Below are 22,218 nucleotides of genomic sequence, written 5' to 3' on the forward strand. Positions count from 1 at the left end.
CGGCGGTATCTGCCTATTCGCTGCGTTCGATAAAGATCTCGACGCGCCGGTTCTTGGCGCGTCCCTCGGGTGTCGTGTTGCTACCGATTGGCGCATCTGCTCCTTTGCCCTCGACGTCGACGCGCGAACCATCGGTCAAGCCAGGCTTCAGTGTCGCGGCAACCGCCTTGGCGCGCTCGACCGACAACTCGAAATTTGTCGGGAAGCGGACTGTGCGGATCGGCGAACTGTCGGTATGGCCGACGACCCGGATCCGCCCCGGCTCCTTGTCGAGGGTTGCTGCGACGCGGAGTGCGATCGGCTTGAAACCGTCGAGGATGGTCGCCTGGCCCGACGCGAACAACGCCAGATCGCAGACCCTGATCACGATGAAGCTCGGGGTCTGGTCCGCCGTCATGGCACAGGCGGTGTTCTCCTTCGCGAGCGCGTTGCGGATGCGTTGCAACTGGGTGATGCGATCCGGTGGCGGCGGGGGCGGAGGCGGCGGCGGTGGTGCAACGACCTGGCGTTTGAGCTCGATCGGGCCGGCCGGATGGAGCGCGAGCGCCACCTCGGCAGCATTCTCTGCCCGGCCAGCGAGGAGCGTCCGCAGGACGAAATAGGACCCTGTCAGCAGCGCGGCGACGACGGCCGCCACGAGCCAGACCGGAACGCGCAGACGCTGCCGGCGCCCCGCCAGCGCCTGCCCGCGCCAGTTGGGCGACAGGTCGCTCATCGTCTTCGGCCGGACCCGGCGCAGCAATTCATAGAGGTTACGCTGGATCAGTTGCAGGTTCGCAAGTCCGCCCGCTGACGTCCGGTGAATGCCCTGAAAACCAAGCGCAAGGCAGGCGTGCTGAAGTTCGAGGACCGGATAGTTGACCAGTGGATCAACCTTCAAATGGTCGAGAATCTCGAAGAAACGGACGCCGCCGACACGCTCGCCGAAGAACCGGCTCAGCATCGAATATTGCGTCCAGACGTGGCGCTCCTCGGTCGGGATGTGCTGCACGATATCGTCGGCAGTGGCACACAGGATGTATTTCGCTGTGTTGGCCTGGTGCTCGGATATGCCCGCGGAACGGATGTCCTTCTCGAAGAACTTGATCGCGTCTGCAACCTGCTCCATCAAACTCGCGAATGACGCGCGCATGAGCGCCACCCGCAACCGACCAAGCAGCTGCAGCAACGGGCCCGCAGCGCGCATCACTGGATTGGCATTTGGCGCGACGAGATCGTCGACGCGCAACGGCGGTCCTGGCGGTAGCATGGGCTGCTGCGCCTGGGCTTGCGCGGGCGTCGATATCCATTCCTCAGCGGGATGGCTGGCCGGCGCGGAGGCGTAGTTCGAGCCCTGCGGGACAGGAGAAAATGATGGCGGTGGCGCCGGCGCGCCGGGAGAGGGTACCGGTGATGGCGAATAGCCCGGGCGTGCCGCAGGGCCCTCGCCCGGCGGAGGCTGAGAGGTCGGCGCCGGCGGCAACTTCCCGCCGGGGTTGGGACGGATGATCGTCCGTTCGCCCCGACCGAAAGGATTGACCGGCTTGTCCCTGTCGCTCATGGCCTGTCTTCCAGGATGGCCCAAAGATACAGCTCAAGCTCCGGCCAGTCGCCGGAGAAATGCATTCCGATCGAGGCCGCCGTGCTGAACTCGGGCCACAGCGGCGACTTGCGGTCGAGATAGAAATAGACGTGATCCGTGATGGCCCGGATGTGCGGCGGCGGCGTCGGCAAATGCGCCAAGGTCAGGCCCGGCAAGTTTGCGTGCACGATCTCGTTCATCTTGGTGTTCGGCCCGACCTTGAACAGGTGCGGGAAATCGTTCTGGATCTCCACGAGCGGCCGCCGTGCGGCAACCTCGAGCACCAGGGTCGCGTTTCGGAATAGCGCTCGATCGCGGATCGGCGACACGAACGCATTCTGTGCGCGCTCGATGATCTCCAGGCGGATCGCTCGCCGGCCCAATCGCGCGCTCAGGAAGTCCTGGATGTCGCTCACCAAGGGTGTGAAGACGTTCTCGAGATCGTCGTGATCGTAAGCCGGATAGTTGCGCGCCCGCCGTTCCGCCGTTGAAAACGTCGCAAGTTCGCCCGCGAATCTCAGCAATTCCTCGTACAGGCGCTCGGGGTGCACGCTGCCGGAGCGCTGGAAATGAGTCAGGACGGGAATGGTACGGTTCAGCACTTGCAGGACCAGATAGTCGACGCTCTGCAACCCACCGCCGGATGACGGATCGACCGCGTAACGCGCCAGCTCGTCGAGTTTAGTCTCGACCCAGCCGATGATGCGGTTGAGCCAGCCATCGATGATCGGATGCGCGGCGCAGATCAGCATCGGCGGCACGAATTTATCGTCGAACAGGATGTTCTTGTCGCGCACCTCGAGAATGCGCGCGATGCCGAGCCCCATGTATCCGGGCTTGCTGCTCTTGCGCAGTTCGAACGACAAGCGCGGATAGGCAATGTCGATCTCTTCCTCGATGCGTAGCGCAGAGGTCGAGTCAATGAAGGTTTCCGAACTACGAACATAACGACTGGCGCTGTCGGTGCGATCCTCGTCGACCTCGCGGGTGTTTGGCGCCGCGACCGGCATCATCAGCCAGACGACCTGGCCTGCGGCCGTCTCCGGCACGTCGATCGCTTCGGGAATTTGGCTGTCCGCTGGGATATCGAACGGCGTACCGTCCGGCATGACGCCGGACGCATTGCGCACCGCGAACTTGCTCTGTTCGGTAAGATCCTTGTCGATCTCCAGCTGGGCAAAGCCCCACGGGTATGGTGTCGTGTAGCGAACGCGCTTTTCCAGCAAATGTTCGATGTAGCGGTCGTTCTGCTGCAGATGATGCGGCCGCAGAAACAGACCTTCCGACCAGAAAACTTTGCTGTACCAAGACATTCCTACATCCACTTAGAAATTGTCGGCAGCCGCGTGGTCGCCGATAGTTTACTTTGAACCGGGCTTGTCACCGCGGTCGTAATAGTTCGAGAAATGCAACATAAAGGTTTCGATCGGCGCGCTGTTGTCGCGGCCGAGATGCGCCTTCCAGCGCGTCAAGAACTCGTCCCAGAGTTTGCCCTTGTTCGTGCCGAGCCAGGAGCTTGCGCCACGCTGAAGCTCGAGCTCGCGCGCCATCAGCGTCGGATCTATGCCCGCAATCAGCTCATGGACAGCGTGCTGCATCGCCATGTAGGTCTTCAACTGATGTGACTTGAGATCACTGAAGCCTTGTGCAAAGGCGCGCTGTGCATCGAGGTAGCTGCGCGTCGGCGGCCCAAAGAGAATGCGCATCGCTTCTTCCGCGGTCGGCGAGAACTTCAGCGGATTATTTTCGAGGGCTTGGACGGTGGTTTGGCTGGTGCTACGGGTCAGCTGCTTGGCTTGGGTCCGCGCCTGCAGCAGCGCTATCAGATTATCCACGGTCATACGCAAGATGACGCCAAGCTGCTCGGCGAGTTCGGCATCGGACTTGCTGGCAAAGAAATTGTCCGGCAATCCTGCAGCGCGCGCCACCAGTCGCGCGAACTCGGTACCGCCGACTGGCTTGGCCGTGACAGGTCCCTCGTCTGCCGCTTGCACCGGGCGCGATGGCGATGCTGGCGGCTGGGCAGCGGCTGGTTCATCATCGATCCATACCGACGGCCGGCGTGGGGTCGGCATGATGGGCGGGCGCTCGACTTGCGGTTTCGGCGCGTTGGCTGGACCGGCTGCCCAGTTCATGTCGTCGTCCTGCTCGGGCGGTTGGTACGGAGACGCCGACTGTGACCGTCGGAACGGGTCTACACCCGGTGCCGGGACGCTCGCCGCCCAATCCAGGAACCCCGGATTGACGGGTCGCGCAGCCTCGCGTGGCTTCTTCAACAGTTGCGGATCGATCGGCGGCGGAACGTCACGATCGGCTGTCCAAAGCTCTCCGTAGTCGGCATGCTGCTGGACCGAGGGTTCGCGCAGTTGCGCCTCATGGTTTGGGCTGGGCCCGCCGGCCTCATTCTCCAGCGAAACTCCGATGATGTAGTGGCCGATCGTGAGTCGGTCACCGTCGCGCAAGCGGTGCGGCCCGCGCATGCGCTGGTCGGCACCATTGAGAAAGGTGCCGTTGGTCGAAACGTCGTGCAGCCAATAGCCACCGTCGCGAAAGTGCACCTCGCAATGCTTTCCGGAAATCGTCCGCGCCGGATCCGGCAGCGTCCAGTCGAGGTGACGGTCCCGGCCAATATCGACTGAACGCCTGCCGGTGACCGTAAACGACACAGGTCCGCCATCCGGAAGGTTCGGTTCGTTCTCGATATTAAAGCGAAGCACCATCACATCGTCTCGTTAGCGCGGAGGGCGCGGTTCGCCGCGTGCCAATTGAATACCATCCTCTAGGCATGACGTCATTATCCGGTCCCGGGAGTCACGGGGGAGCCGGCAGAGGCCGATCAGCAGTGCTGCACGCACCGCCCGCGCGGCCTGATCTGGCTTAGCTTCCACGGGCGCAAATTCCGGGGGAACCACGCTTCCGCCGGACCAGCCGGCCGCCAGCGCCAGCCATGTCGCCGGCTGCTCAGGATCATTAGCATTGCCGACAGCCAGCGCCTTGTTCCGGGACTGCTCGTCCGGTTGCCGGACCCAGGTCTCCACAATATTCAGCGACCTGGTATCGCTGGCGTCGAAATGGTCGAACATCAGTCGCAGGGAGCGACATCCCCAAGCAACTGCTACGCGCCTGGGAAGCAGATAGGCACAGTAAGACACGGCCGGGTGCCAATTCCGTGCATCGGCGGCCTCCTGAAGGAAGTCCAGCGAAGGCTTGTCAGCGTCGGCTTTGCCGACATCATAACGCGCCAAGGGATAGGCCTGAAACAGATCCTGAACCGTACCGAACCGAACTTGTCCCATGACCGTCAACCAACAAGGGTTGGAGTACCGTGGGCGACCAGCGGACCACCGGCAGCAAGCGCCATACCGGCCTGCGCCGTCATGGCGATCGTCGGCGCGTTGATGACGATGCCCGCCGGGGTCAGGATGATCTGACTAGGACCCACCTGTAGGGTGATGTTGGCATTGGCCATGAGCGTGATGCTGATGCCTGCATTGACAGACTGGTCCATGGCCAAAGTGATGTGCTGACCACCCAACTGGATATCGAGTTTATCATTGCCGTTCTTGAGCGTGGTGCTGCGCGTGTCGCCGCCAAATGCAGCTTCGCCGATGGTACGTGTCTCGGTGTCGCGGACCGTTACGTCGTGGTCCTTCTCGGCATGCACCGTGATCTTCTCGGATCCCTTCTTGTCCTCGAAGTTCCACTCGTTGAAGCCGCCGCCACCCTTGGTGGAGTCCGACTTCAATCCCGCAATCGTCTTCTTCGACGGCAGATCGTAGGGCAGCTTGTATTCGTCGTTGTACACGGTGCCGATCACCAGGGGCCGGTCCGGATCCCCCTCCAGGAATTCGATAACGACTTCCTGTCCGACGCGCGGGATGATCTGACCGCCCCAGCGCTTGCCAGACCAAACCTGAGCCACGCGCAACCGGCACGACCGCTTCTTCTTCCGATCCCAGAAAAAGCGGACATAGATTTCGCCCAGGGACTCGACGTCGATTTCCTCGCTCGAATTATCGTCCTTGGTCACCACCTTGGCCGTCTGGATGCCGTTGATTCTTGGCTTCGGCGTCATCATCAGCGCTCGAAACGGCCGATCGCTCGGCAAGAACTCGTAGCTGCCGAAATAGACGTGTTGCCCTGCGTCGCTCGGACCGCCGGTGCGATAGGATTCGATCGAGAACGAGTGCACAGCTCGCACCACGAGGTATTCGACGTTCTGCGAGTCCTTGGAGTGCTTTTCGAGCTTCGTCAGCCCACCGGGGAACAGGTTGACGGCGTCGCCATTGCCGCGGCGACGCCGATCCATCGCCTGCTCTGCCTGGAGCTGGATCTTCGCGTAGCGCTCGCCGTCGGATTTCTCCTTGAACTTCCCGGGATAGTCGTAGAACTCCATCTCCGACCGAGTGTAATGCTCGGAGCCTTTGGCGTCGCTGATCATCTGAGCGTTGGGCTTCTGATAGTTGTAATCGTTGAGCTCGATCTTGCCGGTACGAAACCGTCGCTCCGATACCCATTCATAGATGTGCTGCTCGCCTCGCCGGTCGGCACCCGCCAGCGGGATGTAGGGAATCGTAGCAAGACCTTTGATCGGACTGTGCGACGATTTGGAGTCCGCCAACACCAGCGTGTGCTTGCCGCCCTCATGCTTGAAGAAGTAGTAGATGCCGTGCTGCTCCATCAGCCGGCACACGAAGTTCATGTCGGTCTCGCGGTACTGAACGCAATATTCGAGCTTCGGACAAGAACCCTCTTCGGTCAGTTTGGATTCATAGTCGGTGAAGCCACGTTCGTTGAAGACCTCTTTGATGATGTCGGGCGCCTTCTTGTCCTGAAAGATCCGGCAATCGGTGGTCCGCGACAACAGCCATAACCAGGGCCTCAGCACGATCCGGTAGCTGAAATAATCGTTCTTCACTCCAAGCCACTGGGCTTCCGTCAGAATGCCGCTGAACTCACGCTCCTTTTCATGCAGCTTTATGGTCAGCGTGCACTGCTGACCGATAGCGCGGTCGAAGTCGAGGTCGGCATCCTCACTGAGACACTCGATGCGATACTCGAACAGTTCGCTGAGACCTTCCGAGCCTTCGAATCCGGCAAAAACCAAAACGTCCTTGCCAAGAGGCGTCTTGAGTTCGCAGAGGCGGGTATCCTGAGTAAGCTGGCCCATGTGGGCTTAAACTCCCTCCTTCGATCGAATGACCCGCTGCAAAAAAGCTGATCAGACGTTATGCAAGAACGACGGAAATCCTGCGTGCCGCCGGCTGTGCCGGCAAGCCCGCCCCAGGGCTGGGCTTCCTGACGTTCCACAACGGCCGCCAAAGAACTACCCCGGGCCATCAAGTAGTCGGCTCCAAGAGCTTGCCGGTTCACGCGAAAATGGCATGATCTTCGGGAATGAACCAAGGTCGGCAGGCATCTGACCCATAGGTATAGATTCCGGATCATGCGCCCCCGCGCGATCCCCTAGTCGCCACGGGCTCGGCAGCGGGGCCGTGATCGAGCAGATGGACGATCCGCACATGCTTGACGTCGCCTCCCTGACGCAGCCCATTGCCGCTGACGATCCCTGCGGGCCGGATCTCGACGCCATCGGAGACGTCCAATATCTGAACTTCTTCGCAGGTGCGGAATCGCTGCTGCCGATGTCGTTCTTCGAGGTCGTCAATGCCAACGGAGAGCGTGGACGCTTCGATCCAAAGGCAGTCGATTTTGCCGGCCAGTTTGCCGCCGCGCAGCCCATTCTGGCGCGTACCCGCGATCTGCGTCTGAACCTGCTGCTAGCCAAGTTTTCAATCCTCAACCGCGATCTCGACGGCTTTCTCTGCTGCCTGAAGGCGACCAACCTGCTGCTGCGCGAGCAGTGGGAAGCGGTGCATCCGAAGGGCGAGGACGGCGACTACGCACTTCGCGCCGTCACAGTCGAGGCAATCGACGTGTTCCCGACCGTGATCAACCCGCTCCAGTTCCTTCCCCTGATCGAGAACCGCAGACACGGCAACCTCAACTACCGTGCCTATCAGATCGCTCACGGCGAAATTCCCGCCGGCGACGCCGACGCCGACGGGCCTGATCTGGCGGCCATCGAGCGCATCGTCAGCGAGACAGATCTCGACACGCTCAAGGCAGCCAGCGGGCGGTGCTCCGCAGTCGCTGCTGAAATCGCGGGCATCAAGCAGACCTGGCACGAGAAGTTGAACGCGGGGCAACCGATCAGCCTCGACAGGCTCTCTGGCTTGGTTAACGGCATGGCTGCCTGGCTTGCGGGTCTTGTCGCGTTGCGCGATCCGGCCGCGATCGCCGCAACCGCGGAAGATGTCGGTCCTGTCGATACACAGGCGCCGTCAGACACGACCGGGGTGGTGACTTCATCCGCACAGGCATCTGCAGCGCTTGCAGCAGTGGCAGACTATTTTGCCCGAATGGAACCATCCAACCCGGCACTGTTGCTGGTGCGTCAAGCGCAGGAGATGGTCGGCAAGTCATTTATTGAAGTCATGCGGATGCTGGTGCCTGCGCACGTGGAGAGCGCTGCGATCAACATCGGACGCGACAAGGTCTTCGACCTGCCGATCGAACGGATGGCGGAACTCGCCACGTCACTCTCATCGACGGCCGAGAACAACACCCAAGGCATTGTATTTTCAGTGGAAAGCAGAGCGCAAGCCTTGGGCCTGCTGGCGAAGGTGGCGTCGTTTTTCCGAACCGCAGAGCCGTCCAGCCCCATCCCCTTTTTGGCAGATCGCGCGCGCGACCTCGCGCAACGAGACTTTCTCAGCCTTTTGAATGATGTGCTTCCTGAGGGAGCGCTTAAAACAATCGACAGATCGCATTGAACCCAGCTTTCGCTCGAGGGCACTAAATGGACACAAGGATGTTTGCCGACCGCAGCAACTTGAAGTCCCCTAGCCGATCTGCGTCGCGCAAATTCGACGTCTAAAGCGATTTCGTAGTGAGGGAACCATGGCTACAGATAGCGGTCAAAAATTCATTCGTCGAAATCGCGCACCACGCGTGCACATCACATACGAAGATCCTTACGACGCCGAGCGGCTGATCGAACTGCCGTTCGTCATGGGCGTCCTCTCCGACCTTTCCGGCAATAACCCCGGCGTCGAGAAGACGAAGGTCGAGGAGCGCAAATTCCTCGAGTTCGATATGGACAATTTCGACAGTCGCATGGCGGCAATCCAGCCCGGCGTGACGGCGCGCGTCGCCAATCGTCTCAGCGACGGATCAGACGAAAAACTTTCGGTCAATCTGCGCTTCAACAAGATGGCCGACTTCACTCCCGTGGCCGTCGCCCGCCAGGTGCCGGCTACAGCCAAGCTGCTCGAGGCGCGCGAACAACTTGCCAACCTGCTGCGCTACATGGATGGCAAGGTAGCCGCCGAGGATCAGCTGAAAAAACTTCTGGCCGATCCTCAGCTGATGGCAGCGCTTCGGGAACGCGCGATCAGCCAGTCGACCGAACCTGGCACCGAGAGCTAAGGAAGGAACGGGGACCATGGCAAAAGAAGCTGTTCACAAAGAGAGCACCACCCAGGTCAAGACCGTCGAAGCTGACGAGTTTGCCACTCTGCTGAAGCAAAGCTTCAAACCGCGCACCGAACGCGCAGCGACCGAGGTCGACAACGCGGTATCCACGCTCGTTCAGGAGGCATTGAAAGACTCGAGCGTCATCAAGTCGGACGTGCTCGACACCATCGAGGAGATGATCGCGCGGATCGACCAGAAGCTGACCGCGCAGATGAACGAGATCATTCACGCACCCGAATTCCAGGCGATCGAAAGTACCTGGCGGGGCCTCCACTACCTCGTCTTCAACTCGGAGACCGACGCCAACCTCAAGATCCGGGTCATGAACGTCTCGAAGACCGAGCTGTATCGTAATCTGCGGCTTTATCCCGATGCGCGCTGGGACCAGAGCCCATTGTTCAAGCAGATCTACGAATACGAGTTCGGCCAGTTGGGCGGCGAGCCGTTCGGCTGCCTTATCGGCGACTACTATTTCAGCCACCTCCCCACCGACGTGCAGTTGCTGCGCGATCTCAGCAAGATCGCCGGTGCCGCACACGCCCCCTTCTTCAGCGGCGCCGAGCCGACGCTGATGGGAATGGACTCGTGGACCGAATTGTCCAACCCTCGTGATATCGGCAAGGTGTTCGACACGCCGGAATATGCCGCATGGAAGGGACTGCGCGACCAGGACGACTCGCGTTATCTCGGCCTGTGCATGCCGCGCGCGCTGGGTCGCCTCCCCTACGGCGCGAAATCGGAGCCCGTGGAGGAGTTCGCCTTCGAGGAGGAGACAGACGGGCACACCGGCGACAAATACGGCTGGATCAACGCCGCCTATGCGATGGCGGTCAACATCAACCGCGCCTTCAAGGAGTTCGGCTGGTGCACGCGCATCCGCGGTGTGCAGTCCGGCGGCGAGGTCATCAATCTGCCGACGCACACATTCCCGACCGACGACGGTGGCGTCGATCTGAAATGCCCGACCGAGATCGCCATCAGCGATCGCCGCGAGCACGAACTTGCAAAGGCGGGCCTCATCCCGCTGATCCATCGCAAGAACACCGACAAGGCCGCCTTCATCGGCGCCCAGTCGCTTTACAAGCCGAAGAAGTATTTCGGCGAGAAGGGCGTGGATGCAACCGCGTCCGACAACCTGTCGTCACGTCTGCCCTACATGTTCGCAGTGTCTCGCTTTGCGCACTATCTGAAGTGCATGGTTCGCGACAAGATCGGATCCATGAAGGAGAAGGATGAGCTGACGGTCTGGCTACAAACCTGGATCAACGAGTACGTTGATGCCAACCCAGCCCTATCGTCAGAAGCTCAGAAAGCGCGCAAGCCGCTGGCCGCTGCGAAGGTAGAGGTCATAGCAAACGAGGAGAACCCGGGATATTACAACGCGCGCTTCTTTCTTCGTCCGCACTTTCAATTGGAAGCGATGGATGTCGGCCTCAGTCTGGTTTCACGCCTGCCAGGTCCCAGCTCCTGACGCTGCAGCATCGCAACCGTACACACAGAAATTTTGAGAGGACCATGCTATGGCTGTCGACATCTTCCTGAAACTCGATCCGATCAAGGGCGAGTCGCTGGACGACAAGCACAAAGACGAAATCGATATTCTGAGCTGGTCGTTTGGCGAGAGCCAGACCGGCACCTTCCACAGCGGATCGGGCGGCGGCGCCGGCAAGGTCAGCGTGCAGGATCTTCACTTCACGCACTTCGTTGACAAGGCCACGCCGGAACTTTTCAAGGTCTGCGCAAACGGCAAGCATATCGACAGCGCGATCCTGACGGTCCGCAAGGCCGGCGAAAACCCGCTGGAATATCTCAAGATCGAGATGAAGCAGGTTCTCGTGACGAGCGTATCGACAGGCGGATCGCACGGCGAAGATCGCCTTACCGAAAACGTGAGTCTGAACTTCGCGAAGGTCAAGATGATCTACAAGACCCAGACGGAGAAGGGTGGCGCCGGAGCTTCACCGACGTTTGGCTGGGATGTTCCTGCCAACAAGGAATGGGCCTGATTGTCGGCCCCTCGCCTGGCGCCGGTTGCGAATGGCGAACCGGCGCCAAGCGGTGCGGTTTTGATCGCACCTCTCGTCCGGCCCGGTTGCGGGCCCGAAAGCCTGCTGGGCGACGCCAAGTCGGACACCAACGCGCGCCCCCCGGGATTGCATGCTAGTTGGGCGTCATGGGGACCGTGAATGACCATTGCACCAAAGAAGGATCGGCTCTCTCCCCCACTGATGCTGGCATTTCGCTCAGCCCATGAAGCGCGCGACGCACGCAAGAAGCTCAATCTACGCGATGAGTCTGGCGAGCGGGTCATTGCAGGGCGGCGGAGCGCGGGCCGATTTCCAATCTCGGAAACGTTGCTCCGGCGCGAGGTCTCCCATGACCTCGAAACGCTCCTCAATACCATTGCCCTGGAATCGACCCTGGATCTGAACGGCCACGATTGCGTCCGAACCTCAATCCTGAACTTTGGCTTCCCTGATATTGCCCACCGTTCGATCGACGAGGTCGCCGACGACGAACTCACCGACGCGTTGCGCGAGACGCTCACGACTTATGAACCGAGGCTTGATCGCAACACCATCCGGGTCCGACGCGACGGTTCGGTCGGCCCCGAGCAACTCAAGCTGCGCTTCATCGTTCACGCCGACCTGAAGGCCGAGCCGCTCAACGTCCCCGTGGAGTTCGTCGCCGACGTCGACCTCGACAGCGGCGATATCCAGATCAACCGACTTTAGCATGAACCGCGAATTCCTGGATTTTTACAATCGTGAACTGTCACTGCTCTACGAGCAGGCCGGGGATTTCGCCGAAGAGTATCCCGGCATCGCAGAACGCCTCGGTGGGCTGATCCGGGATCGCTCAGATCCCATGATCACAGGATTGCTGGAAGGTGCCGCATTTCTCGCCGCTCGCGTTCAGCTCAAGCTCAAGCACGAGTTCCCGGAATTCACTGCAAACCTGCTCGAGCAACTGGTTCCGAATTACCTAGCCCCGACTCCGTCGGCCATGCTGGTCACGGCACGCCCCCCCTATGCCGACCCAGCGCTACGCGATGGCAAGAAGATCGCGCGCGGCGCCTATTTCGACGCCACCTATCGCGAGAGAGAACGAAGTCTTGCCTGCCGATTTCGACTTTGTCGCGATATCGCTCTTTGGCCATTTGACGTCACTGGCGCCGAATACTTCTCGACGGCAGGCGCGCTGCAGGCGCTCGGGATTCCCGTCGGCGGCGACGTCATCGCTGGGCTCAGGCTGTCGTTGACCCACCGTACCGCGGCCCGGCTCGATGAGGAGCTGCCGGACGCAGAGGCTAGGACCAAGCCGGAAACCTGGTTTGCAGGCTGCCGCACGAGCGAACTTCCGATCTACCTTTCAGGCGCGGAATCCGACGCCATTGCGCTTTACGAGCAATTGATCTCGAACTGCAGGGGCGTCTACTTCCGGCATCTCGATGATTTCGGCGATCCGGTGGTGACCCGTGCGCCCCATGACTGCGTGCAGCAGATCGGTTTCGACGAGAACGAGTCGCTGTTTCCCAACGACAACCGGCTCTTTCGCGGCTCGGAGCTGCTGCGGGAATATTTCATGTTTCCACGCAAGTTCCTCGGCTTCAACCTGACGGGACTTCGCAGCGTGATGCCACGGCTGCGCAGCAAATCGATCGATATCGTCTTCGCTTTCGATGAACACAATTCACGGCTTGCCGCCGCGGTGCGGCCCGATACCTTCAGGCTCTATAGCGCGCCGGCGATCAACCTGTTCGAGAAGACGAGCGATCGCATCCCCGTCAAGTCGAATACGCACGAGTACCATGTGGTGCCCGATCGCAGCCGCTATCTGGAATACGAACCGCACCAGGTGCTCGAAGTCTACGCGCACTTTCCGGCCGACAAGGACAAGCGGCCGGTGCGCCCGCTGTATTCGGCCGCCGTCGACCGGACCAGCGGATCGGTCGAGGGGCTTTATTTCACCGTTCGACGGTTGCCCCGGCGCCGTACAGTGGGAGAAAAGACGTATGGCGCATCCTCGGACTACACCGGGACGGACATGTTCCTGTCTCTGCTGGAGCCCGGTCAACTTAGCGGCGAAGGTGCGGTCGCCGAACTCAGCGTCCGGGCGCTGTGCTCCAACCGGCATCTCACGGAACACTTGCCGGTCGGCCAGGGCGGCGCCGACTTCCGCCTGCTGGACGATACTTCCCTTGATCTGATGTGCGTCGCTGGTCCCACCCGACCACGCGAACCGATCGTGGCCCAGATGCGCAGCCGCAGCGAGATCGCGAACAGCGGAATCGTCAGCTGGCGGCTGATCAACATGCTGAGCCTGAACTATCTTGGCCTCGTCGAGCGCGGTGGCGGCAAGAACGCCGGAGCCCTGCGCGAAATGCTGTCCTTGTTCGCCGACCAGTTCGACGACGCCACGGAACGCAAGATCCGCGGCGTGCGCAGCATAGAAAGCCGGCCCGTCGTACGGCGGGTGCGCGAGCGCACCGGCAGCGGCGCAGCGCGCGGCCTGGAGATTACCATCACGCTCGACGAGAAGGCATTCGAGGGCAGCGGCGTGTTCTTGCTCGGAGCCGTGCTGGAGCGCTTCTTCGCCGACTATTCGGGCTTCAATACCTTCACACAGACGGTCGTCTCGACGCCGGAGCGCGGCGAGATCATGCGTTGGCCGCCGCGCATGGGCACGCGGAGACCTCTATGACGCTGATCGACCAGATGAAGGCGGAGCCCTGGCGGTTCGATTTCTTCAATACGTTGCGCCAGCTCGAGCGCGCCAACTCGGATCGACCGCGGATCGGCGACAGCGCTGCACGCCGCGAGGAGTATATCGACCTCGGCCAAGTGCCTTATCTGGAGTTCCCCGCCTCCAACCTTGCGGCCGTCGACGACGTGGGTGGCCGGCTCAGGATATTCGTCAAATTTCTCGGTCTCCTGGGGCCGCAGGGCGCGCTGCCGCTTGCCACCACCGACGAAAGCCTCAGTTGGTGGCTGATGCGGGATGACGCCTTCCCGCGCTTTCTCGATCTGCTCAACGGACGCTTTCTGCAACTCTTCTTTCGCGCCTGGGCCGATGCGCGGCCGATCGCTCAGCACGACCGTCCGGCGGATGATCGCTTCATCGCCTATGTCGGCTCCTTCACCGGCCTCGGCTCCGATGTTTTCGCCGATCGAGACACCGTACCGGACATGGCGAAGCTCAGCTTTGCCGGACTGATCTCCCCCAAAGCGAAGTGTGCGTCACGGTTGACGCGGTTCCTGCAGGGGCTGTTCGACGTCAAGGTCGAGATCGACGAATTTGTCGGCACCTGGCTGTCATTCGACCCAAGTCATTGCAGCCGGCTCGGCGGAACCCATGCCAGGCTCGGCCGGGACGCGCTTCTGGGCTCACGCGTATTCAGCGTCGAGGACAAGATCAGGGTGCGGGTCTTTGTCAAGAACTTCACCCAGTACGAACAGTTCTTGCCGACCGAAGCGCGCAACTTGTCGGAGCCTCTGGCGGACGCCGTGTTCTTCTATATCGGCGACGAATTGGAATGGGAGGTGGAGCTCGCCATTCCGGCGGGAGAGGTCGTCCCGGTCAGACTCGGACAGAGCGGACGACTTGGATGGACCACCTGGGTCTCGCCGAACTGGACTTCCACGGAAGAATATCGCCGCGATGCCCGCTTTCAGCTCGGCGAGCGCTTGAGCGCCCGTCGGGCCGCCGCAGCCGATGCCCCGGCGATTTGAACCTATCCGTGGCGCCGATTGCCTAAAGCTATGGGATTCGATGAAATTTCCGCTTGATGCCAGGCATCCGCGGATGGATTAAGCAGGAGGATCCGCCGTGACCGACATCAGCATTGAGGCTGTAACGGGCAAGCTGAACCGGGCCGGCTATGATGCCTTCATACAGGCCCTGCGCCACGCGAAGAGCGCCGGCAATCGCAACGTCGAGCTTGCGCACTGGCTGTTTCATATCCTGCAGCAGGAACGCAACGATCTCAGCCTCTCGGTCGATCATTACAAGCTCGACCGGGCACGCTTGTTGTCGGACCTTGCCGGCGTGATCAATGGCTTTCGTAAGAACGAAACCGACATGCCGGGCGTCGCCAATCCGGTCATCGATCTGCTCGACCGGGGCTGGCATTATGCCACGCTGTTCTTTGGCGAGACCCAGATCCGCACCGGTCATCTGCTCGTGGCGGGCCTGAAATCGAACGATATTCGTCGCACGCTGAACAACCTCTCGCAGGAATTCGCCAAGGTCAACGTCGACGCACTCGCCGCGGAGCGCCGCAACGTCTGGGCCGGCTCCGACGAGGAAACCATGCGGCCGATGGACGGTTCGGGCCTGGTCGGCGCAGGCACGGAAGGCGCGGCCCAAGCGGGTCCCAAGGGGACGACGCCGCTCGACCGGTTCTCCCAGGATCTCACCGCCAAGGCCAAATCAGGTGAGATGGATCCGATCCTTGGCCGGGACGAAGAAATCCGCCAACTGATCGACGTGCTGATGCGACGGCGGCAGAACAATCCAATTCTTACCGGCGAGGCTGGCGTCGGCAAGACCGCAGTTGTCGAGGGATTCGCCCAGCGAATCGCCGCCGGCGACGTGCCGCCACCGCTCCGCGGTGTAAGGCTTTGTGCGCTCGACATCGGCCTGATGCAGGCCGGTGCTTCCATGAAGGGTGAGTTTGAGCAGCGCTTGCGCTCGGTGATCGACGAGGTCCAGAGCTCACCCACCCCCATCATACTGTTCATCGATGAAGCCCATACACTGATCGGCGCCGGCGGCGCGGCCGGCACCGGTGATGCGGCCAATCTGCTGAAACCTCCCCTTGCCCGTGGCACGCTGCGCACGATCGCCGCCACCACATGGGCAGAATATCGCCAGTATATCGAGAAAGACCCCGCGCTCACACGACGCTTCCAGCCGATCCAGATCGATGAACCGGAAGTGGAGACCTGCTGCATCATGCTGCGCGGACTTCTCGGTCCGATGGAAAAGCACCACGGCGTTCGCATCTCCGATGCTGCGATCGTCGCAGCGGTCAACCTGTCCCACCGCTACATTCCTTCACGGCAGTTGCCGGACAAGGCGGTCAGCCTGCTTGATACCGCCTCGGCGCGCGTGGCCATCAGCCAGAGCGCGACGCCAGCCCTGATCGAGGATGCACGCGTTGCGATTACCGCTCGTGAAGCCGAGAAATCGGCACTCGTCAGCGACAGCGATCTTGGGCTTAAGGACAGCGACCGCATCACGGCGATCGACAACGACATTGCGGCACTGAAGGACAAGCTGACGAACCTCGAAGCCGATTGGGCCGCAGAGCAGGACCTCGTCAAGGACATCCGGAGCATCCGCGAGATTCTGTCCCAGCCCAAAGAAGGCGAAGATCCGGCTGTCAGGCGCGCGGAGCTGCGCGGCAAGTTCGACACACTTGAGAGCATCCATCCGGAGAAGCGGATGGTTTATGCCCATGTAGACCAGCAATCGGTGGCGTCCGTTGTCTCTGACTGGACCGGCATCCCGGTCGGCCGGATGATGCGCGACGAGATCGAAACCGTGCTGAAGCTACCGGAGATCCTCAACCGCCGCGTCGTCGGCCAGTCTCATGGGCTGACGATGATCGCCAAGCGAATCGAGACCAGCCGCGCCAAGCTGGACAACCCCTCGAAGCCGATCGGCGTGTTCATGCTGGCTGGTCCATCCGGCGTGGGCAAGACCGAAACCGCCCTGGCGCTTGCCGAGACCCTTTACGGCGGCGAGCAGAACATGATCACGATCAACATGTCGGAGTTCCAGGAAGCGCACACTGTCTCGACCTTGAAGGGTGCACCTCCCGGCTATGTCGGCTATGGCGAAGGTGGACGCCTCACCGAGGCTGTCCGGCGCAAGCCCTACAGTGTCATCCTGCTCGACGAGGTGGAGAAAGCTCATCCCGACGTCCACGAGATCTTCTTCCAGGTGTTTGACAAGGGAACCATGGAGGACGGCAACGGGCGGCGGATCGACTTCAAGAACACCTTGATCATCCTTACCACCAACGTCGGCACCGATCTGATCATGGGCCTCTCGCGCGATCCAAAGTATCGCAACGAGCCGGAAGAGCTCGCCAAGATGCTGAGGCCGGAATTGCTGAAGGTGTTTCCCGCAGCGCTGCTCGGACGCATCGTCTCGATACCGTACTTCCCGCTATCCGACGAGATGCTCGCCGGGATCGTTCGGTTGCAGCTCGACCGGATCGGACGACGCCTCCGCGACAATCATAACGCGTCCTTCGACTACGATGACGCGGTCGTGGAGCACATTGTGTCACGTTGCAACGACCCGGATTCCGGCGGGCGAATGATTGACAACATCATCACCAACACCCTGCTCCCGGAGCTGTCGCGCGCGTTCCTCAGCAAGTCGCTTGCCAAGGAAGAAATCAAGCAAGCGCGGGTCTCGATCGAGAACGACAAGTTCGCATATTCGTGGAATTGAGGACGATGAACATTCAAACCGAGCATCGCCCCCCGAACACTGGTCCCACGCCGTACGACGAGGTCTACTACCCCGGCCACGTCTACGGGCTCACTCATCCAAACCATCTTGCTACGATTGCCGCCGTTTACGGCATGCAGTCAGCGCCGGTGGAGCGTTGCCGGGTGCTGGAGCTTGGCTGCGGCGTTGGCGGCAACCTGTTGCCGATGGCCTTTCAATATCCAGGCAGCGAATTCGTCGGTGTCGACCTGAGCGGCGTGACGATCGAGCGCGGCCAGCGAAATATCGCCACATTGGGCCTGAGCAACATCAAGCTCCTCCATTGCGACATCATGAATGTCGACGCAAGCTTCGGGGAGTTCGACTACATCTTAGCGCACGGCGTGTATTCCTGGGTTCCGCCGGCGGTGCGCGAGAAGATGATGATGATCTTCAAGCAGAACCTGGCTCCCCGTGGGGTCTGTTACGTCAGCTACAACGCGCACCCGTTCTCGCACCTTCGCGACATGGTCCGCGACATGATGCGGTATCACACCCGCCGTCTCACCGGCATGAAGGAGAAGGTCGGACAGGCCCGCGCGATCGTGAAGTTCCTGAGCGACGGCTCGAAGGCCAACTCGGTGCACGGCGCAGTTATGCGCGACCAGTACAACCGCGTCCTCAAGTCCCCCGACGAGCTTCTGTTTCACGACGATCTCGACGATGGCGCCGAGGCGTTCCTGCTGCATGAGGTCGCCGAGGACGCAAGCCGCCATGGCCTGCAATATCTGGGCGATGCTGATTTTTCACGACGCTATCTTGCCGGCTATTCCGAGGAGGTTCGCGCGACGCTGCAGCGCTTCCCCGAAAGCGAGTTCATGGCGCGCGATCAATATCAGGACTTCATCGACGGCAACGGCTTTCGGCGCACCTTGCTCTGCCACGACAGCATTTCGCTATCCCGCCAGGTCGACCTCGATTTCGTCACCCGGTTCCATTTGCTGAGCACGACCAACCCGGTCGACCCCGACGCCTGCGTGACCGACGATTCCGCGATGGAATTCGAGAACCAGGACGGCAGCAGGGTCACGGTAACCAATCCGCTCTTGAAGGCCGCGCATCTATGTCTGGGCCGGGCCTGGCCGCGAGCATTATCATTCGACGAGTTGCTCGATGGGGCCCGCGCGCTGCTGGGCGACCGGCAGGCAGATGATGATCAAAAGGTGCTGACGGAGGCGATGTTCATCCTGGCTTGCAGCGGCGAGGTTTCGTTCCTGCTGTCGCGTCCCTTTTTGTTGAAGGAAGCTACCGAGCATCCGCAGGCGAGCCTGCTCGCGCGAAGACAAGCGCAAACAGGTCCGCTCGTCACCAACCTCCTCCACCAAACGGTGCAGTTGGAGGACGACCGGACCAGGGATTTCCTGCAATTGCTCGACGGAGCGCGGACCATCGACCAGATCACGGCCGAAATGACCGAAAAGTTCGGCCCGACCATCCGGATAGACCAGAAGGATAGTGCCGGGCAGCCTGCGGAGCCGTTATTGCTGTCAACGCGAGAAAGCGTTCAGCGCTCGCTTGCGATGGTCGGTAAGCTGGGCCTGCTGGTCGCGTGACGCACTCAAGTGCGTCGGCCACTGTGGAGGGAGTGGCGGACAGGAACCCGAAGCTCTGCCATTTCCTGAAGCGGACGCGGCCCCCAGCACTCAACCATCGTGGGTGTACTGTTGGCCAAGCAGCCATCCAGTGACAATACCCGCGGGTCCGCTGGTATAGACCGGATGAAAACCTACACCGGCGCGCAGCATCCGCCACTCACTCTCGCCGACCCAGGGAATTCCAGGATCACCCTTTTGGTATTGCGACAGCAACGTTTTGGCGACCTCTGCGGCATTGGCGTAGATCGGCCCGTTGGCCCAGCGAGGGCGGGGCAGGCCTGTCATGCGGCAATAGAGCGCCGTGCAGACGTAGGCAGACGCCTCTTCGGCATTGGCATCAAGGCCTGTACGCAACAGATCGTATGCCGCATGCAGGCTCTCGTGGACGATATAGGCCTCGTCCATCCGCCCCGCTGCCGACACGACCTCCAGCGTGTTCGCCGCAACCGCTGTGCCGTCCGCCCTGGTTCTCGCGACATCGTTGTATTGTGCAGCAACGCCTGCCGCGAGATCCGTCGGAGGTCTGACGGTGACCTGCCCCAACCGGATCGCGCGGGCGACGTGATGGAACGTTTGCGGCGCAATCGTCACATGGCTGCCGCGGATCGGAAACCGGAAGCGCATGCGTGCGACCGCCGGGCCATTGAGTACGTCCAATACCCTGCTCCGCAGTGACATTTGATCGTCCTCGTTGTTCGCACTACCCCACGGTTGGTGGTCGCCGTTTCCGATCAGCAGGTTCAAACAGTCATTGCACCGGCGCGACACGAATTCGAATAACCTGGGCCGGGCGGCAGCCTGATCGAACGAGCCGGCATTGAACCCGAACCCGTCCGGGCGAGACCAATTTGGGGCGAGGATTGCCTCGGAGTGCGCCCCATGACGACGACCGATCCGACAACGACCGACACTTACCGGAAGATCGCGGCACGACTGACCATGCTGCGGCCGCAGATCGATTTGAAGAATTATTTTGCCGGCCCCAACCCGAATGTGCGCCTTTATGACGAGAAGCCCTACATCCGACACCAGCTCGAGAAGTATGGTGTCGCTGCCGCGACGACCACGCTCGACGGCGTCACCTTCCTGCCCAAGGACTGGGAAGAGCTGATCAAGAAGCTGCGCATTGCCAAGACGACGGACGGATTCGACGCCTTCGCCGAAGGGCAAAGCCCGGAGAAGGCTTCGCATTGGGCCCTCGATCTGTCGATGGCAGCAACGATCGGCAAGGGGTTTCGGGAGATCTGGCGCCCAAAGCTGTCGGACAGGCCGCTCTCAACGCGGGATCTCCCGGGCCGCCATGGCTTCGGGCTCGGGCGCGACCGCGGACAATGGAGCGACGCCTACAGCTCGCAATTCGGCAAGGACCCGCAGCCCCAGGACATCACCTCGCTGCATTTCGCCGTCGCACCTGATCGGGTGAACGTGCACATCGACGAAACAGGCTTCGTATTCGAAGGCGTGGACGGCGCCCTTACGGTCGGGCCGAACTTCGTGCATCACGCCGGCAATGAGCTGTTCTGGAAGAGCAACAAGCATATACCGCAATGGGCCGCAGAGCACATCGATCTGATCCTGCCGAACAGCGCGAACGACTTTTCGCGCGTGGGCATTTCGGTCGACATGTACCAGCGCAAAGACTTGCGCGTTACGGTCACCGGCTCTTGCGGACTTTTCGGCGGTTTCGAGTGCTCCGGAACCGTGAGCATCAGCGGCACGCATGACCTGCTCGGCTCGAAGTCAAAAGGCCGACGCTAAAGCGGATATCGCTCGTTCGACATTGTTCCGTGTCTGCGCCTCCAACCTACGAATGAGACTCTTCGATTTGCCACGACCAGTTCGTGGCCCGAATGAATGGAACCATCGAACCGCCTCGAGGTAGCGGCGACGAATAAGTATTGGTGGCGAGAACGCGTAGTTCCGCAGGAATCAGCAGGGGAGGCCTTACATTGCCGAACCAGGAAAGGCCGTTGAAGCCTGTCGTCGAAAGCTATCTACCGCCCGCAGGAATCCGGCATCCGGTGACGGCAGGCGAGACCTGGATATCTCTCGCCAAGCTGATCGGCATCGACCCGTGGGACCTCATCGAGTTCAATTTTCCGGGCATCAAGCTCGTCAAGCAGCGCGATTTCCAACAAGCCACACGCCAGGTGAACTGGTACCTGGCCGAGTATGTAGGCTGCCGCGCGATGTCGCCCGACCGCCAGAATTTCGCGTTTTCCTCCGGTACGACCGGCGGGAAAGGTGGATGGCGAGGGGGATTCATCTATCTGCCGCCAGGTACGCCGCCTCCCCCGCCGATTGCGCCCACTCCACCGGTTGCGCCCACCCCAGCGGCTCCGACCCCGCCGGAATGTGAAGGAAGCCGACCCGATTTCGCGCGCGTGCTGGACGTGAGCGAGCGGGATTTCGCGCGCAACGTTTTTGGCCCGACGCTGCCGCCGTGGGAGACAATTGCGATTACCAATGGCCTGGGAGCAGGCGGAAGACCGTGGACGAACGATGGACCGTTCTTCAGAGGAAGCAATCCCATGGTGCCGAGCATGCGGTATGCCATCAATCTTGGCAGTGTCGCGTTCAGTAACCTGGCATCGCCCAGCCCCACCTTCGGTCTCTTGTGCGACGACTTCGGTCGCATTTGCGACCTCTTCGTGCATGAAATGACCCATGTGTGGCAGGCGTTCAACGATTCAAACTGGACGATGGCGCGCTCCTTCTGGGCGCAGACAATCGGTTCCGGCTACGAGTACACGCCGGGCGATTCCTGGGACTCATACAACGTCGAGCAACAGGCACACATCGTTGAAGATTGGCACAAATACAAAATCAGTTCTCCGATGCTTGCCGAGGAGCGCTATCCGTACGTCCGGCTCGTGGTCCGCTCTGGACGCCTCACTTTTCCTCGCGGCCTGGATCTTGTGGCATTGAAAAAGGACCTTCAAGATCTGCGCGCAAGGCACCTGGACTAAGGCACCTGGACTAGAATCCGCTGCAAGGGAGTGGTCGGGAGTCCCC

At 61.1% G+C, this 22,218-nt stretch carries 17 protein-coding genes; 11 read left to right on the plus strand and 6 right to left on the minus strand.

The window, feature by feature from the left end; genetic code table 11:
• Positions 1 to 13: 13 nt before the first annotated feature.
• Genes tssL through ABIA90_RS35755 form a run of 5 tightly spaced genes read right to left on the minus strand, consistent with a single transcriptional unit; the run spans position 14 to position 6,731 of the window.
• Positions 14 to 1,540 carry a type VI secretion system protein TssL, long form gene (gene tssL / locus ABIA90_RS35735; RefSeq protein ID WP_166343416.1) on the minus strand — a complete coding sequence of 509 codons (1,527 nt, stop codon included), beginning with the start codon at positions 1,538 to 1,540 and terminating at the stop codon, positions 14 to 16.
• Positions 1,537 to 2,874, minus strand: a complete 1,338-nt coding sequence (gene tssK, locus ABIA90_RS35740) for a type VI secretion system baseplate subunit TssK (RefSeq protein ID WP_014493496.1) — start codon at positions 2,872 to 2,874, stop codon at positions 1,537 to 1,539. The genes tssL and tssK overlap by 4 nt, the downstream gene beginning before the upstream one ends.
• 48 nt (positions 2,875 to 2,922) lie before the next feature.
• The gene (tagH, locus tag ABIA90_RS35745) at positions 2,923 to 4,281 is read right to left on the minus strand and encodes a type VI secretion system-associated FHA domain protein TagH (RefSeq protein WP_354120288.1); all 1,359 of its coding nucleotides are present in this window, start codon (positions 4,279 to 4,281) and stop codon (positions 2,923 to 2,925) included.
• Between the two features lie 12 nt (positions 4,282 to 4,293).
• Positions 4,294 to 4,857 (minus strand): DUF6931 family protein, encoded by a 564-nt coding sequence (locus ABIA90_RS35750; protein WP_038935432.1) that lies wholly within the window; start codon positions 4,855 to 4,857, stop codon positions 4,294 to 4,296.
• A 5-nt stretch (positions 4,858 to 4,862) separates the two neighbouring features.
• Positions 4,863 to 6,731 (minus strand): type VI secretion system Vgr family protein, encoded by a 1,869-nt coding sequence (locus ABIA90_RS35755; RefSeq protein ID WP_354120287.1) that lies wholly within the window; start codon positions 6,729 to 6,731, stop codon positions 4,863 to 4,865.
• A 352-nt stretch (positions 6,732 to 7,083) separates the two neighbouring features.
• On the opposite strand from ABIA90_RS35755, the gene ABIA90_RS35760 reads away from it, so the two are divergent.
• The 9 genes from ABIA90_RS35760 to ABIA90_RS35800 all read left to right on the plus strand — a co-directional run bounded on the left by ABIA90_RS35760 (position 7,084) and on the right by ABIA90_RS35800 (position 19,161).
• Positions 7,084 to 8,397: a type VI secretion system protein TssA gene (locus ABIA90_RS35760; protein ID WP_354120490.1), complete on the plus strand. Its 1,314-nt coding sequence runs from the start codon at positions 7,084 to 7,086 to the stop codon at positions 8,395 to 8,397.
• A gap of 127 nt (positions 8,398 to 8,524) precedes the next feature.
• Positions 8,525 to 9,052, plus strand: coding sequence for a type VI secretion system contractile sheath small subunit (gene tssB, locus ABIA90_RS35765; RefSeq protein ID WP_028156839.1), 528 nt, complete (start codon positions 8,525 to 8,527; stop codon positions 9,050 to 9,052).
• 16 nt (positions 9,053 to 9,068) lie between these two features.
• Positions 9,069 to 10,571, plus strand: a complete 1,503-nt coding sequence (gene tssC / locus ABIA90_RS35770) for a type VI secretion system contractile sheath large subunit (RefSeq protein WP_071911365.1) — start codon at positions 9,069 to 9,071, stop codon at positions 10,569 to 10,571.
• A gap of 49 nt (positions 10,572 to 10,620) precedes the next feature.
• Entirely contained in the window at positions 10,621 to 11,106 is a 486-nt protein-coding gene (locus ABIA90_RS35775; RefSeq protein ID WP_014493489.1) for an Hcp family type VI secretion system effector, read from the plus strand.
• A gap of 180 nt (positions 11,107 to 11,286) precedes the next feature.
• Positions 11,287 to 11,835 carry a type VI secretion system baseplate subunit TssE gene (gene tssE, locus ABIA90_RS35780; protein WP_155795011.1) on the plus strand — a complete coding sequence of 183 codons (549 nt, stop codon included), beginning with the start codon at positions 11,287 to 11,289 and terminating at the stop codon, positions 11,833 to 11,835.
• Position 11,836: 1 nt separating this feature from the next.
• Positions 11,837 to 13,804 carry a type VI secretion system baseplate subunit TssF gene (gene tssF, locus ABIA90_RS35785; protein WP_354120286.1) on the plus strand — a complete coding sequence of 656 codons (1,968 nt, stop codon included), beginning with the start codon at positions 11,837 to 11,839 and terminating at the stop codon, positions 13,802 to 13,804.
• Positions 13,768 to 14,832 carry a type VI secretion system baseplate subunit TssG gene (gene tssG / locus ABIA90_RS35790; protein WP_354120285.1) on the plus strand — a complete coding sequence of 355 codons (1,065 nt, stop codon included), beginning with the start codon at positions 13,768 to 13,770 and terminating at the stop codon, positions 14,830 to 14,832. Before tssF ends, tssG begins: the two co-directional genes overlap by 37 nt.
• 97 nt (positions 14,833 to 14,929) lie before the next feature.
• Positions 14,930 to 17,569: a type VI secretion system ATPase TssH gene (gene tssH / locus ABIA90_RS35795; protein WP_354120284.1), complete on the plus strand. Its 2,640-nt coding sequence runs from the start codon at positions 14,930 to 14,932 to the stop codon at positions 17,567 to 17,569.
• A gap of 5 nt (positions 17,570 to 17,574) precedes the next feature.
• Complete coding sequence (locus tag ABIA90_RS35800; RefSeq protein WP_354120283.1) at positions 17,575 to 19,161, plus strand: methyltransferase regulatory domain-containing protein; 1,587 nt, start codon at positions 17,575 to 17,577, stop codon at positions 19,159 to 19,161.
• A gap of 90 nt (positions 19,162 to 19,251) precedes the next feature.
• On the opposite strand, the gene ABIA90_RS35805 is transcribed toward ABIA90_RS35800, so the two are convergent.
• Positions 19,252 to 19,947, minus strand: a complete 696-nt coding sequence (locus tag ABIA90_RS35805) for a hypothetical protein (protein WP_354120282.1) — start codon at positions 19,945 to 19,947, stop codon at positions 19,252 to 19,254.
• A 135-nt stretch (positions 19,948 to 20,082) separates the two neighbouring features.
• On the opposite strand from ABIA90_RS35805, the gene ABIA90_RS35810 reads away from it, so the two are divergent.
• Positions 20,083 to 20,961: a hypothetical protein gene (locus ABIA90_RS35810; protein WP_354120281.1), complete on the plus strand. Its 879-nt coding sequence runs from the start codon at positions 20,083 to 20,085 to the stop codon at positions 20,959 to 20,961.
• Positions 20,962 to 21,173: 212 nt separating this feature from the next.
• Complete coding sequence (locus ABIA90_RS35815; RefSeq protein ID WP_354120280.1) at positions 21,174 to 22,172, plus strand: hypothetical protein; 999 nt, start codon at positions 21,174 to 21,176, stop codon at positions 22,170 to 22,172.
• Positions 22,173 to 22,218: the final 46 nt, after the last annotated feature.

This window comes from Bradyrhizobium sp. LA6.8 (genome assembly GCF_040547935.1).
GTDB lineage: Bacteria > Pseudomonadota > Alphaproteobacteria > Rhizobiales > Xanthobacteraceae > Bradyrhizobium > Bradyrhizobium barranii.